Source organism: Actinocorallia herbida (assembly GCF_003751225.1).
Taxonomy (GTDB): Bacteria; Actinomycetota; Actinomycetes; order Streptosporangiales; family Streptosporangiaceae; genus Actinocorallia; species Actinocorallia herbida.
In genome coordinates this window covers 7900918-7915797 of the sequence record NZ_RJKE01000001.1, presented here as the reverse complement: position 1 = coordinate 7915797, position 14880 = coordinate 7900918, and the positions used below count along the sequence as shown (strand labels likewise).

9 protein-coding genes and 1 tRNA gene are annotated in these 14880 nt (G+C 70.5%); 6 read left to right on the top strand and 4 right to left on the bottom strand.

The annotated features are described in order from the left end of the window. Positions 1 to 504: 504 nt before the first annotated feature. The 4 genes from EDD29_RS35990 (at position 505) to EDD29_RS35975 (ending at position 8868) form a co-directional block, all read left to right on the top strand. Positions 505 to 2208 (top strand): tannase/feruloyl esterase family alpha/beta hydrolase, encoded by a 1704-nt coding sequence (locus EDD29_RS35990; RefSeq protein WP_211360114.1) that lies wholly within the window; start codon positions 505 to 507, stop codon positions 2206 to 2208. 301 nt (positions 2209 to 2509) lie between these two features. After that, the gene (locus EDD29_RS35985; RefSeq protein WP_123668679.1) at positions 2510 to 3607 is read left to right on the top strand and encodes an acyltransferase family protein; all 1098 of its coding nucleotides are present in this window, start codon (positions 2510 to 2512) and stop codon (positions 3605 to 3607) included. 120 nt (positions 3608 to 3727) lie between these two features. Continuing rightward, the gene (locus EDD29_RS35980; RefSeq protein ID WP_123668678.1) at positions 3728 to 7696 is read left to right on the top strand and encodes a metallophosphoesterase; all 3969 of its coding nucleotides are present in this window, start codon (positions 3728 to 3730) and stop codon (positions 7694 to 7696) included. A 77-nt stretch (positions 7697 to 7773) separates the two neighbouring features. Beyond that, positions 7774 to 8868 carry a HupE/UreJ family protein gene (locus EDD29_RS35975; protein ID WP_123668677.1) on the top strand — a complete coding sequence of 365 codons (1095 nt, stop codon included), beginning with the start codon at positions 7774 to 7776 and terminating at the stop codon, positions 8866 to 8868. A gap of 163 nt (positions 8869 to 9031) precedes the next feature. Here EDD29_RS35975 and EDD29_RS35970 read toward each other — a convergent pair. From EDD29_RS35970 to EDD29_RS35955, 4 genes are all read right to left on the bottom strand, one after another. Continuing rightward, positions 9032 to 9105, bottom strand: a tRNA-Lys gene (locus tag EDD29_RS35970). 19 nt (positions 9106 to 9124) lie between these two features. Continuing rightward, a complete protein-coding gene (locus EDD29_RS35965) occupies positions 9125 to 10420 on the bottom strand; it encodes an MFS transporter (protein WP_246053180.1) in 1296 nt (431 codons plus the stop codon). A 163-nt stretch (positions 10421 to 10583) separates the two neighbouring features. Further along, a complete protein-coding gene (locus EDD29_RS35960; protein ID WP_246053179.1) occupies positions 10584 to 11093 on the bottom strand; it encodes a response regulator transcription factor in 510 nt (169 codons plus the stop codon). A 110-nt stretch (positions 11094 to 11203) separates the two neighbouring features. After that, a complete protein-coding gene (locus tag EDD29_RS35955) occupies positions 11204 to 12115 on the bottom strand; it encodes an LLM class F420-dependent oxidoreductase (RefSeq protein WP_123668676.1) in 912 nt (303 codons plus the stop codon). Positions 12116 to 12281: 166 nt separating this feature from the next. Between EDD29_RS35955 and EDD29_RS35950 the strand changes: the two genes are divergently transcribed. Then, a complete protein-coding gene (locus EDD29_RS35950) occupies positions 12282 to 14483 on the top strand; it encodes a sensor histidine kinase (RefSeq protein WP_170201710.1) in 2202 nt (733 codons plus the stop codon). Next, entirely contained in the window at positions 14473 to 14880 is a 408-nt protein-coding gene (locus EDD29_RS35945) for a roadblock/LC7 domain-containing protein (protein WP_281280976.1), read from the top strand. Before EDD29_RS35950 ends, EDD29_RS35945 begins: the two co-directional genes overlap by 11 nt.

The window sequence follows — 14880 nt, the reverse complement described above, 5'->3', positions numbered from 1 at the left end:
GGCGGACCCGCGTCTGCGGGGACCCGTGTCTGCGGCGGACCGCCGTGCTTGCGATAGATCCGCGTCTGCGGTGGACCCGTGCTTGCGGTAGATCCGCGTCTGTGGTGGGCCCGCGTCTGCGTGGAGGCGTGCTTGCGGTGGGCCCGCGTCTGCGCGGACCCGCGTCTGCGGTGGAGGCGTGCTTGCGGCGGGGGCGTGTGCGGGCTGCTCGCCGGGATCCGGGCGCGCGGGTCGCGCTCGAGGGGAAGGGGGTTCAGGGGCGGGTTGGCTCGGCGGTGGGGTTCTGTGCGGTTTCGGGGGCTAATCATGTTTTCTCTATCTATAATGTGTGGAATCTTCCCCGGTGGATCGGTGTCGGTCGGAGGGGGCCGGTGATCGTTTACGGGGAAGCATCTGTTCATGGACGGGGACGCTGGGGGAGGCGTGCGGGCCAGGGTGGTCCTTGGCGTGTTCGCTGTTTTGGTGGTCCTTGCAGCATTTGTTGCGGTTGGGGGAGGGGAGGACGTGCCGCGGTCGCCCCGGGTGGCGGCGCCGGCGCGTCCCGTCACGAAGCAGGGGACGGCGGAGCTTCCGGCGGTCATGCCGGTGATGGACTGCGCGGCGCTGGAGGGGCTGGCGCTGGACGGGGTCACCGACGCGCCCGCCGAGATCCGGTCGGCGAGGGTGTCGGTGGCGGACGCGGCGGCGCCGTACTGCGAGGTGCGGGCGGTCGTCGCGCCGGCCAACAGGGTGGTCCTGCGGCTGCCCGTCGACGGGTGGACGCAGCGGTACGTGCAGACCGGATGCGGCGGCAGGTGCGGCAGGACCGTCATCAACTACGGCAGGGCCGCGAACTGCCCGCAGGTCAGGGCGGGCACCGTGGCGAGCGCGACCACGGACATGGGGCACCAGGGCAGGGACGACGGGTCGTGGGCGGCGTTCGACCCGCAGGCGCAGATCGACTTCGCCTACCGCGGGGTGCACGTGACGGCCGAGGTGGCCAAGGCGGTCATCACGGGGTTCTACGGCCGTCCGCCGTCTTACTCCTACTTCGTCGGATGCTCCGACGGCGGTCGCGAGGGGCTGATGGAGGCCCAGCGCTACCCCGGCGACTTCGACGGGATCGTCGCGGGCGCGCCCGCCAACAACCTCCTCGCGCAGAACTTCTTCCACCACGGCTGGAGCGTGCTGGCCAACCGCGACGCCGGGGGTGACCCCATCCTGCTCGCGGGCCGCCTCCCGCTGCTGCACAGGGCGGTCCTGGCCGCCTGCGACACCCTGGACGGCGTCGCGGACGGAGTCCTGACCGACCCGCGCCGCTGCGACTTCGATCCGGGGACGCTGCGCTGCGCGCCGGGCCAGAACCGCGCCAGGTGCCTGTCGGCCGCGGAGGTCGGTGCGGTCCGGCGGCTGCACGGTGGAGCCGTCGACGGGCAGGGGAACCGGCTCGAGCCGGAGGTCGCCCACGAATGGGGCTCCGAACTGGGCTGGAGCCTGTTCGTCCCCGCGCGGCCCGGCCGGACGACGTACAGCGAAAGGGCGGCCCTCGCCTACGGCCGCTACCTTGGCCGTCCGAATCTCGTGGACCCGAGCTGGCGGCTGTCCGATCTGAAATTCACCGTCGCGTCCTTCTGGGACGCCGTCCGGGCCTCAGGCCATCTCGCGGCCTTGGACCCCGATCTCGGCGGCTTCCAGCGCGCCGGGGGCAAACTGCTGCTCTGGCACGGCTGGAACGACCAGTACATCGCGCCGCGGAACACCCTCGCCTACTACGCGGCGATGCGCGAGGCCATGGGCGGCGCGGCCGTCGACGGTTTCGCCAGGCTGTTCCTCTTCCCCGGCGTCGCGCACTGCGCGGGCGGGGAGGGCCCCGCCCGCTTCGACGTCCTCACGCCCCTGATGGCCTGGACGGAGAGCGGCAGGGCGCCCGACCGCATCATCGCCTCGTCCGACGGGCACGTGACCCGCCCCGTCTACCCGTATCCCGCGGTCGCCCGTCACACCGGGACGGGCAGCGTGGACGACGCGGCGAACTTCGCTCCGGCACAGCCGAAGAATCCTGACACGCCGGACAATGATATGAATCTCCGATGGCTCGGTCGACGCCTCTATTCCGGTGACTACCGGACGTGGTGCACGGCGACCGGCGTGGAACTCGTCTGCCGCCCCGAGAACACCTGGCTGATCCGCGGTGAATTGCGGCGGCCTTCCGGAGACAGGGCGGACTGATGGCCATGACAGGGTGTTGCCGTCCTTTTCACTTTCGTGAATTCTGCGGCCCGGGGCGGTACTCCCGCTGGCCCGGAGCCCGCCGTCCGCGACGGCCCGCACCGCCCGTCCGGGCGGGGGTTTCCGCGTCCGGATCCCCTGAAGTGGCGCGCCGCCGACCGTTGACGTGCGAAGGTTCTGCGAAGCACCATGCTTCACGGGGGCGGGCGAAGACATTTCTTCGCTTATATCCTAAGCTCCCGGGAGTCAGGGAGCAGCGGTTTTCGTCCGTTCTGGAAGCCATCGGTAAGCGGAGAGTGCCTTGAGTCGTCCGGCCGGTCGTGAGGCGTATTTCGACAACGCCAAATTCGTCATCGGCTGCCTGGTCGTCATCGGTCACGCCTTCACCTGGGTCGATCTCGGCCCGTGGTTCACGGCGTTCGAGGCGATGGGGTCGTCGTTCCGGATGCCGGTGTTCGCGTTCCTCGTCGGCTACTTCAGCCAGGGCTTCCTGCGCTCGACGGGACGCGCGCGCAGGCTCATCGCGAAGATCGCGCTCGCCTACCTGGTGTTCGACCTGCTGTACCAGATCCTCGACGCGGTGCTCGGCCTGCGGCCGTTCGAGTTCTCGCCGCTGGCGCCCTACACCCACCTGTGGTTCCTGACCGCGATGTTCCTGTGGCGGGGGAGCGCCCCGCTCTGGTGGCAGATGCGGCACCCGTTCCCGGTCGCGGTGTTCGTCTCCCTCGTGGCGGGTCTGTCGGAGCTCGGGATCTTCACGAAGATCCTGTCGATGCTCCCGTTCTTCGTGCTCGGGCTGATGGTGAAGCGGGAGCACTTCGACGTCCTGCGCCGCCCGGCCGTCCGGCTCGCCGCCGTAGGGATCCTGCTCGTCGAGTTCGCCCTGATCTTCCTCGTCCTCCCCGAGTTCATGGACGGCAGGGACTTCTTCCGGGCCCTGTGGAACCGCTCCTATGAGTACGCGGGCTGGGTCGCCCCGGTCGGCACGGGGCTCCGCTTCTTCGCCATCTTCGGCACGATGGTGGTGGGCGCCGCGGTGCTCGCCCTGATCCCGACGGGGGCCGGCCTGATCTCCCGCCTGGGCTCCCGCTCGCTCTACATGTACGTCCTGCACTACGCCGTCATCAGGATCGTCCTGGCCAACGGCTGGTTCGAGCTCGTGCCCGGAGGCGCGCTCGGGGCCGCGCTCACCTGCGTGCTGTGCGTGGCCCTGGGCGTCGTGCTGTGCAGCCGCCCCACCCAGATCGTCTTCAAGCCGATCCTCGAACCCCCCACGGACTGGCTCTTCAAACGCCGTCCCAAGCGCGCCAGGCCCGGGGTCCCCGCGCCGTCCGACGGGCGAAGCACACCGGTCCCGCAGGCGACGCCGGTCCCGCAGGCGAGGATCGCGCAGCGATAACGGGCGAGCCGCCTTATGCCGACGTTATGTCCGAAATGCTTGCGGCGTTAGTGATCTACTCAGCTCCCCGATCCACCGCGTTCACCTGAGTGATCCAGCGTGTCGGTGTTTGTCTCCTCTATGAAGGGACTGCACCTGATGCAGCCGGTACGAGGCCGCGGATGGCTACGGACAGCCACTGCGGTCACAACGCTGCTCGCCGTCAATCTGGCGACGGCGGCATATGCGGCCCCCAAACCGCAGCCCACCAGCCCGTCCGAAAACGGGACCCCGCCCGTCCTCGCCCCCGCGGACGGCGCTTACCTCGAAGGCGCCCAGAAGTTCACCGCGGTGCCGACCACGGCCGACGACAGCGTCACCGAACTCGCCGTGGACGGTAAGGCGATCGACGCGGCCAAGACGGTGGGCACGTCCCGTCTGAGCTTCGACGTCGGCTCGAACTCCACCGAGGCCATCTACCACAGCTACCTCAAGGTCAACGGCGCCTACCAGGTGGAGATCGGCGACTTCGTCAGCGAGCGGGCCACGCTGGAGATCCCGAACGAGTACCTCGTCAAGGGCGAGAACAAGGTCGAGATCGTCGTCGGCGCGATCCAGAACAGCTCCTGCGGCGTCAACTACGACGACTTCGTCCTCACCGACGTCGGCCTGGAACTGCTGGGCGAGGTCGCCGACGGCGAGGAGAACCCCTACACGTTCTCCTTCGGCGACGGGAGCTGCGGCAGCAGCCCCACGCTGCTGAAGCAGGCGACGCTCACGTTCACCGTCCTCGGCGACCCGCAGCGCACCACGGGCCTCGCCGCCGACGTGGACACCGCGAAGCTGGCCAACGGCGAGCACACGATCACCGCGGCGACCGCCTCGGGCACCGAGGTCGCGCACAAGGTGACGGTGAACAACGCCCCCGCCGGCGCGCCCAAGCTCACCCCGACAGACGGCACGCTCGCCAAGGGCACCCAGTCGGTGTTCGCCGCCCTGCCCGCCGAGGGCTCCGGCGAGGTCTCCTCGCTCGCCGTCGACGGCGGCGAGGTCCCGGCCAAGGCGAGCCTCGGCACCGGCGCCGCGACGTTCTCCTTCGACGTCGGCGCGAACTCCATCGACGACAAGTTCGACAACTACCTGCTCGTCAACGGCAAGCGGATCGACCTCGGCGGCAGCTGGGTCGGCCAGCGCGTCTCGATCGGGATCCCGGCCCGCTTCCTGGTGCCCGGCGAGAACTCGATCAAGGTCGTCACCGGTGACTACGCCGAATCCTGCGGCGCCAACCGCGACGACTTCGTCATCTCGAACCTGGAGCTGGCCTTCGCCGACGGCACCGTCACCGGCCGGGACATCCAGGCCGCGTACGAGATGGGCGACGGCGCCTGCGGCACCAGCACCACGTTCCTGCGCGACGCCGAGCTGAAGTACGCGATCGACGCTCCGGCGGTGACCGTCCCGCAGACCCTCGGGGCCGGCGAGGCCACCCTCGGCTTCACCGTGGGCGGCAACTCGATCGAGAAGCGCTACCAGAACCACCTGCTGGTCAACGGCCAGAAGGTCCTCCTCGACGACGACTACGTCAGCAGGCACGTCGACTTCAAGTTCCCCAACGAGTACCTCGTGCCCGGGTGGAACACGATCGACTTCGTCACCGGCACCTGGACGACGACCTGCGCCAACCGCGACGACTTCGCCATCTCCGGGATCACGCTGACCCCGGCGAAGGGCACCGCCGCCGGCAGGATGGTCAAGCCGTCCTACAGCATGGGCGACGGAACCTGCGGCAGCAGCGTCAACGCCTTCACCGAGGTCGACCTCGAGTTCTTCGTGGACGGGCCCGCGCAGGGCCGCACGGCGGAACTCGACACCACCGCGCTCAAGGACGGCAGGCACACGCTCGCCGCGAAGTCCGGCACCGGTGAGGAGGCCACCCGCGCGCTGTTCAGCGACAACACCGCGCCGGTCGTCACCGAGAGCGTCCCCGCCGCGGGCAAGAAGATCACCGCCTCGGTGGTCCTGGACCTCGCCATGGACGACATGTCCGGCATCGCCACCGGCCCCGAGGTCACCCTCGACGGCGCGGCCATCGAGCTCGGCACGCTGGTCGGCCCCGGCCTGAAGGCCGGTGAGCACACCCTGGGCGTCACCGCCGCCGACGGCCTGGGCAACACCGCCACGCGCGAGGTCAAGTTCACCTCCGCGGGCATCCCCGACGCCCCGGCCGAGCTGTCCCCGGCGCTCGGCGCCACCGACGTCGACGGCTCCGTGACGCTCTCGGCGAAGGTCGCCGAGCCCGACGGAGGCAAGGTCGAGGCCACGTTCTCGCAGGCCGAGATCGTCGCGCCGGACAAGGTCTACCAGGGCTCGGTGAAGGAACTGCCGACCACCCTGAAGGTCAAGGGCGAGAAGAAGGCCAAGACCGACGCGCTGGCTCCCGCCGACGGCAGGACGCTCGCGTCGCCGAACAGCGCCGACATCACCTACCAGCGGTTCGACCTCAAGGTCGACAAGCGCGTCGACTCCCCGGTCCTGCGCTGGGAAGGCGCCATCGACCCCGAGCGGCTCGCCGGGCTCCGCGCGTGGAACACCAGGACCGACGCGTGGGACCTGCTGACCAGCTCCCGCGGCGCCGCCTCCGGGAACACCATGCTCACCGCCGTCGTCGACGAGAAGTACATCGACGGCAAGCAGGTCCACGTCATGGTGACGGGCGAGGACCCGTTCGCCGACGACATCGACGCCGGAGACCCGAACGGTTTCGCCGACCCGAAGGACTTCGACTTCTCCATCGTCCACTTCACCGACACGCAGTACCTCTCCGAAGGCGCGGTGGAGCAGGAGACCGCTGAGGAGCGCGCTGTCTGGGAGGCCGCCTACGGCAAGGTCGTCGACTGGGTGACCGCGAACAAGGACACCCGGAAGATCGCCTACGCCGCGCACACCGGCGACATCATCGAGAACAACATCCGCAAGCCCGCCACCGAGGCGGCGCAGCAGCAGGTCGTCGGCGAGTTCGAGCTGTCGTCCAAGCTCATGAACGGGCTCGACGTGGCGGGCGTGCCCACCGGCGTCATCGCGGGCAACCACGACAACCAGTCGGGCACCGAGGACGGGCCGGACGCGATCTACAACAAGTACTACGGCCCCGACCGGTACCAGAACGCCGCTTCCGGCTGGAAGCACGCCACGTACGGCGGTCCGTGGAAGGAGGGCGACAACCAGAACCACTACGACCTGTTCTCCGCGGGCGGCCTGGACTTCGTCGTCGTCGGCCTCTCCTACGGCGTCACCCGGGACGAGGCCGAGTGGGCCGACTCCATCTTCAAGAAGTACCCCGAGCGCAACGGCATCCTGCTGTCGCACGACTACCTGGCCCCGAGCACCAACCCCGACGGGCGCGGCGCCGGATTCTCCGCCCCCGACGGCTCGATGCTCTACAAGACCGTCGTCGCGCAGAACCCGAACGTGTTCCTCATCCTCGCCGGGCACGAGCACGGCGTCGGCACCAACGTGAAGCGGCAGGTCGGCGCGGTCGGCAACGACGTCGTCGAGCTGCTGGCCGACTACCAGTTCTACACGGTCTCGGCCGACCGGCTCGGGCTCACCGAGATCGGCGGGTACGACCCCGCCGACCAGCTCCAGTTCGGCGCGAGCTTCCTGCGGCTGCTCCAGTTCGACGTGGACCGGTCGGAGATGATCGTCGACACGTACTCGCCGCTCCTGAACGACTTCGGCGCCTCGGAGTTCGACACGCTCCACCGGTACAACGGCACCGAGGACAACATGGTGCTCCCGGTCGACCTGACCACGCGGGCCACCGGCTTCCAGACGGACTCGCTGGCGCTCTACGAGCCGACGAAGGTCATCGGCACGAGCGCCGTCGGCTCCGGCCAGGTCGCCTCGGTCACCTGGAAGAAGCTCAAGGCCGACACCGCCTACGCCTGGTTCGTCACCGCCCGCTCGACGGGCGGCGGCGTGACGGCGTCCGAGCCGAGCGTCTTCCTCACCAAGGACGAGCACGGCAAGCCGGGCCACTGGGATGAGAACTCCCCGATGTACCCGTGGTTCCAGCACCACGAGGGCACCAAGAAGCCGCGTCGTCACTGACGTCCGCGGTGCGTACCACCACGGTCGCCCCGGAGTCCCCCTCCGGGGCGACCCGTCCCCTTTTCTGGAGATCTCCCATGCGCTGGTTCTTCGCCCTCCTGTTCGCGGTCCTCCTGGGCGGCGCCCCGGCCTCGGCCCACGACGCGACCACCGAGGCGCACGTTCGGGTGACGGGCTCGGGCGCCGACGCCACGGCCGTCTTCGAACTCGAGTACGACCTCCTCATGAAGTCGGCGTGGCTCTATGCCGAGTCCTACGAGGCGACCGAGAAGGACGAGCAGCTCCGGCAACTCGCCCTCAACCGCGACGCGGTCTTCGAGTACGTGTCGGAGCGCTTCGCCGTCGCCTACGACGACGCGCGCTGCGCCGCCTCCCAGGCGGGTGACGCGGACCTCGTCACGCGCGGCGAGAAGGCCTTCGCGAAGCTGACCCTCGCCTACGACTGCGCCGACGCCCCCGGCGGCCGCCACGCGATCTCCAGCGCCCTGTTCCCCGAGCTCGAGAACTTCGTCCACAGCACGAAGACCCTCGTCACCTATGACCTCGACGGCGTCGCCTCCTCCGCGATCCTCACCGAGACCGACCCGACCGTCCACATCGGCGCCGAGAAGACCGAGGCCCACGTCGGCGAGTTCTTCAGGCTGGGCATCGAGCACCTCCTCCTCGGCCTCGACCACCTCTGCTTCCTGTTCGCCCTCCTCCTGGGCGCCCGCCGCCTCCGCGACATCGTCTACACCGCCACCGCCTTCACCGCGGCCCACAGCATCACGTTCCTCCTGGCCGCCCTCGGCTACGTGACGGCCCCCGCCTCGGTCGTCGAGCCCGTCATCGCCGCCTCCATCGCCATCGTCGCCGTGGCCGACCTCCTCGGCCGCGGAGAGGACCGCCTGGGCCGCTGGCGCCTCCCCATCGTCTTCCTCTTCGGCCTGGTCCACGGTCTGGGCTTCGCCTCCTCCCTGGACCTCGACGAGGACGCCTCCTGGTCCCTCCTTCTCCCCCTCCTCAGCTTCAACCTCGGCATCGAAGCCACCCAGCTCCTCCTCATCGCCCTCGTCCACCCCCTCCTCACCCTGCTCCGCCGCCACTCGTCCTCCCGCTGGACCCTCCCCACCCTCACCGCCCCCATCCTCATCCTGAGCCTCTACTGGCTCACCACCCGCGCTCTCCTCTGATCGCCGTGCGGCCGACGTCAGGTACCCCGGAGACCACCACGTACACGGAGACCTACCTGGCCCGGCCGAAGTTCCAGGCGCGCCGACCGGATCGGCCGAGCCGGGGCAGAAAACAGAAGATCCCGTTCCGGAAGGACCGGAACGGGATCTTCTGTGTGCACTGTGCGCCGCCAGGGACTCGAACCCCGGACCCGCTGATTAAGAGTCAGCTGCTCTAACCAACTGAGCTAGCGGCGCTTGTCGCGACGGGAAGACTCTACCGGGGTGGGGGGAGTTGTGCGAATCGGGAGGTGCGGGTGATCTGGAGGAGGCCGATGAGCCAGAGGGGGTAGAGGGCGAGCCAGGCCAGGCGGAAGGACTCGGGGGTGAAGGCGCCCGAGGGGCTGGCGAAGTCGAGGATGAGCCCCATCGCGAGGATGGCGAGCATGGCGGCGAAGAAGCCACCGCCGTTGACGATGCCGGCGGCGACGCCGTGGCTGGCCGGCGGGTTGTGGTCGCGGGCGTGGTCCATGCCGATCATGCTGGCCGGGCCGCCGACGGACGTCGTGACGATGAGCAGGACGAGCAGCCAGAACGGGGCGTGGCCCGGCCACAGGAGGACGGCGGTCCAGCAGGCGGCGAGGACGAGGACGATCCCGACGGCGGTCCGGGTGCGCAGGTGGGGGCGGGGCCCGAGGACGCGGCCGAGGACGGGCCCGGCGACCATCGTCGCGATGACGAAGACGGTGAGGAGGGCCCCGGCCGTCTCGGGGGAGAGGCCCTGCGCGGTGACGAGGTAGGGGTAGCCCCACATGAGGACGAACGCGTTGCCGGCGACCTGGGTGGTGAAGTGCGTCCAGACGCCGAGCCGCGTCCCTGGACGCCGCCAGGCGGCCGCCAGGGACGCCAGGAGGCGCTCGGAGGGTGCGTCCGGGGCCCGGGCCGCGGTGAGGTGCGGCGGGTCCCTGAGGACGAGGAGGGCGAGGATCCCGACGAGGACGCCGACCGCCGCGACCGAGCCGAAGGCCGCCTGCCAGCCGGGTCCGTGCAGGAGCGCGACGAGGGGGATCGCGCTGAGGACCTGGCCGATCTGGCCGAGCGTGGCGATGAGCTGGGTGGCCAGCGGGGCGTGCCGGGGCGGGAACCAGCCGTTGACCAGGCCGAGCACGCTGATGAAGGTGGCCGCGTCGCCCGCGCCGACGAGCACCCGTGCCCCGACGGCCGTCGCGACGTTCGGCGCGAGGGCGAGCATGACCTGTCCCGCGGCCATCAGCAGCGCCCCGGCGGCGATCATGATCCGGGGGCCGTACCTGTCCAGCAGGATGCCGACCGGGATCTGGAGCGACGCGTAGACGAGCACCTGGAGGACGGTGAACGACGACAGGACGCCCGCGGAGATGCCGAAGCGCTCGGACGCCTCAAGGCTCGCGACCCCGAAGGACGTCCGGTGCAGCACCGCCGCGATGTAGGCGAGCACCGCCACGGACGCGAAGACCCAGACCGTCCTGGAGAGCCGCCGGACGGGGGGCGCGGCGGACTCGACGGACGGGACGGGGACCGGAACATTTGGCACGATCCATAACTTTATGGTCTCTTGACCGCGCAGGACCCATACGCGGGGCCCTGACCTCTATATCCAGTACATGGGCGCACCCTTCCGTCGGCGTACGGGAAGGAGGATGCGCGATCGCGCCGCCCGGTTGACCGCCGGGGAGTAACCATTGCGTCACGCTCGGCTAGCCGATGGCGCGTTCCGCGAGCACGCCGCGCCACAGCGCGATCGCCACGGCCCGGTTCGGCACGCCGAGCTTGGCGTAGATCCGGTTCACGTGGTTCTTGATGGTCTTCTCGCTGAGATACAGCTCACGGGCGATCTCGCCGTTGGAGCGGCCGGACGCGATGAGGTCCATGACCTCGGATTCGCGGGCCGAAAGGCCGAGCCCCGCCTTGGCGGCGGCCCGCACCGCCCGGATGAGGTCCATGGGCTCGCCCTTCTCGGGCAGGTCGGCGCCGAGGACGAGCACCCGGCACCGCTTGTCGAGCGCGGGCGCGAACGCCGGGTCGTCCAGGACCACGACGTCGGGCCGCAGCCGCAGGACATGCGGAAGGGGGTCGGCGGGGGTGTCGCCGACCACCACGGTCTCGTCGGGGATGGTGAAGCGGTCCACGAGGTCGGCCCGTGTCCGGGCGTCCGCGTGCACCACAAGGACCCTGACGGGTTCGCGCCCGTCATCCATCGTGCCCATCGCCGGCTCCACTCGTCTGCGAACGCCCGTCCGGAGGGGGGATCGTAACCCCCCGGACATGACCGGCGGTATACCCGGCGGTCACTGATCCGGGACGAGATCGCGCGGATCTACAGCTGTGGCATGACCTCCGAGGCGATCAGCTCCAGGTGGTCGAGGTCGGCGAGGTCGAGTACCTGGAGGTAGAGGCGGGTCGCGCCGAGTTCGGCGAACCGCCCGATCCGGTCGACGACCTCGGCGGGGCTGCCGGTGAATCCGTTCTCGCGGAGCTCGGCGACGTCGCGGTGGATCGCCTCGGCGCGCCGGGCGATCTCGGACTCGTCCCGGCCGCAGCAGACCACCTGGGCGGCGGAGTAGACGAGTTCGCGCCCTCCGGCGGCGGCGCGCACCCGGTCGAAGGCCGCGCCGGTGTCCGCGACGGAGCTGAACGGGACGTTGTACTCCGCGGCGTACGCGGCGGCCAGCCGCGGGGTGCGCTTCGGTCCGGTGCCGCCGATGATCACCGGCGGGCCGCCCGCCTGGACGGGCTTGGGCAGCGCGGGGGAGCCGGTGATCGTGTAGTACTCGCCGGCGTAGTCGAAGGCGCCTTCCGCGCGCCACAGGCCGGTGATGACGGCCAGCTGCTCCTCGAGCCGGGCGAACCGCTCGCCGGTGGGCGGGAACGGGATGCCGTAGGACTCGTGCTCTGCCTGGTACCAGCCTGCGCCGAGGCCCAGTTCGACCCGTCCGCCGCTCATCTCGTCGACCTGCGCGACGCTGATGGCCAGCGGGCCGGGGAGCCGGAAGGTGGCGCTGGTGACGAGCGTGCCGAGCCGGATGGTGGACGTCTCGCGGGCCAGCGCCGCCAGCGTCAGCCAGGCATCGGTGGAACCGGGCGCGCCGGTGCCGCCGCCCGCGATCTGCTGGTAGTGGTCGGAGCGGAAGAACGCGCCGAAGCCGAGCCGCTCGGCCTGCCGGGCGACCGCCAGGAGGTCGCCGTACGTGGCGCCCTCTTGGGGCTCGGTGAAGATGCGGAGTTCCATGGAGGAAACCTTCCCGTCGTGTGTCGACCTGGTTGCTAATTTGTTTCCGTCTACGTCTTAAAATCGGGCATTTGTCACGCTAAGATCATCCCTTCTGTGAACTGAGTCACACACGAGGGATGGCGTGATGGGTGGGAGTAGGCACCGCACGCGGTCCGTCCGGCGGATGATCTTCTCATTGCTCGCGGTGCCGGTGTCCGCGCTGATCGTCCTCTGGGCCGTGATGCTGTCGACGACGCTCCAGGACAGCCTTCGGCTCCTCCAGGCGCGCGACTACCTGTCGATGGTCGTCGAGCCCGTGCGGGACCTGACGATCTCGCTCCAGGCCGAGCGCCGCATGTCGATGGCCTACCTCGGCGCCGACCCCATGGTCGGGCTCACCGGCCTCCAGGCGCAGCGCCTCATCACCGACCGCGCGGTCGACGTCGTCAAGGGGCACGCCGCGTCGTCCGGGTACGCGGGGGCGACCAACGAGCTGACCAGGATCCGGACCAAGCGGGTGCTGGACCGCCTGGCGAACCTCGCCGCGCTCCGCGACGCGGTCGAAGGCGGCCGCGACGTCAGCCCGCCCGACCTGCTGCGCCAGTACACCGAGCTGATCGTCGCCGCGAACCTCATCTACGACGCCGCCGAGACCGGCGACGCCGAGATCAACCGCGACACCCGGGTCCAGGTCAGCCTCGCCGACGCCTTCGAACTCCTCAACTACGAGGACGCGCTCCTCGCGGGTGTCGTGGACTCGGGCGCGCACCGGGAGGAGGTGCACGCGGAGTTCGTCAAGGCCGTCGGCGCCCAGCGCGCGCGCTACGCCGAGCTGATCCGGCAGATGAACACGCAGGACGCGCTCAAACTCGAACGCCTCCACGGCACCGCCCACTACAAGGAGTTCGCCGCGCTCGAGGACGCCCTCGTCGCCGACCGGGGCACCGCGGCCGCGCCGACCGTCGACGCGGGCGCCTGGCACACCGCGGTCGAACGCTGGCGCAACGATCTGACGGTCTACGCGGCCGAGACCCAGGACGCCCTCGCCGTCCGGGCGGTCAACTGGGCCAAGGGCGTCATCTTCCGGCTCGTGTTCACCGCGGGCGTCGGCCTCATCGCGATCATCGGGGCCATCGCCGTCGGCCTCCGGCTGGCGCGGCGGCTCATCGCCGAGAACCGGCGCATGGTCGAGGAGCTGGAGACGTTCACCCACGAGCGGCTCCCGAAGATCCCCGCGCTCGTCCAGGAGGGCGTCGAGATCGACCTCGACGCCGACGTGAAGGCCGACGACTACACGATCACCGAGATCGCCCGGGTCTTCGAGGCCTTCGACAGTTCCCGCCGCGCGGTCGTCGCCGCGGCCGTCAGCGAGGCGGCCGCCCGGCGCGGGCTGGGCGCGGTGTTCGTCAACCTCGCGCGGCGCGAGCAGGTGCTGCTCCGCCGCCTGCTGAAGATGCTCGACGCGATGGAGCGCAAGGCCAAGTCGCCCGACGACCTCAACGACCTGTTCGCCATCGACCACCTGGTCACCCGGATGCGGCGGCACGCCGAGGGCCTGATCATCCTCGCCGGCCAGTCCGCCGGACGGACCTGGCGGCGGCCCGTCCCGCTCGTCGACGTCGTGCGCGGCTCCGTCGCCGAGGTCGAGGACTACACCCGCGTCAAGATCTCCGCCTCCCTGCCGCAGACCGCGCTCAACGGCACCGTCGCCGCCGACGTCATCCACCTGCTCGCCGAGCTGGTCGAGAACGCCGTCATGTACTCGCCGCCGGAGATGCAGGTCGAGGTCACCGCCCAGCTCGTCGCGCACGGCCTGGCGGTGGAGGTCGAGGACCGCGGCCTCGGCCTGGAGGAGGCCAAGATCGCCTCCTTCAACAGGACCCTCGCCGAGGCGCCCGACTTCGACCTGTTCGACAGCGCGCGGCTCGGCATGTTCGTCATCGCCAGGCTGGCCCGCAAGCACGACATCAGGGTGCAGCTCAGGCCGTCGCCCTACGGCGGGGTCACCGCCATCGCCATCATCCCCGGCTCCCTGCTCGCGGAGGCGGGCGCGGCGGAGCCGGAGGCGGAGGCGCCCGAGCCGCAGGCGGAGGAGCCGCGGCCGAGGGTGCGGATGGAGCCCGCCGTCGTCAGGCCGCCCGCGCAGGAGGGCGAACTGCCCAAGCGTGTGCGCCAGCGCAGCCTCGCGCCGCAGCTGCGCGCGCGCGACGGCGAAGCCGGGCAGCCGCCGGAAGCCGCCGAGCCGCAGCCCGCGCCCCTCGCGGCGCCCACGGCGCGGCCGCCGGAAGAGGCACGCAACGTCCTGTCCGCGATGCAGCAGGGCTGGCAGCGCGGGCGGGCCGAAGTTCAATCGCGTGAGGAAGGACGGGAAGAACGTGAGCGCTGACACACCCCAGGGGGATCTCAACTGGCTCCTCAACGCGATGCTCGATCGCGTCGTGGAGGCGCGGCACGTCGTGGTGCTGAGCGGGGACGGGCTGCGCATCGCGTCATCGCGGGGGCTGCTGCGCGACGACGCCGAGCATCTGTCGGCCGTCGCGTCGGGGTTCCAGAGCCTCGCGCGGGGCACCGCCGAGCACTTCGCGGCGGGCAACGTCAGGCAGACCATCGTGGAGATGGACGGGGGGTTCCTGTTCGTCACGGCGGCGGGGCACGGCGCCTGCCTCGCCCTCCTCGCCGAGGAGGGCGCCGACGTGGGCGTCATCGCCTATGAGATGGCGCTCCTGGTCAGCAGGGTCGGCGAGCACCTGTCCGCGCAGGCGCGGGTGCCGGGCGGCCGCTGA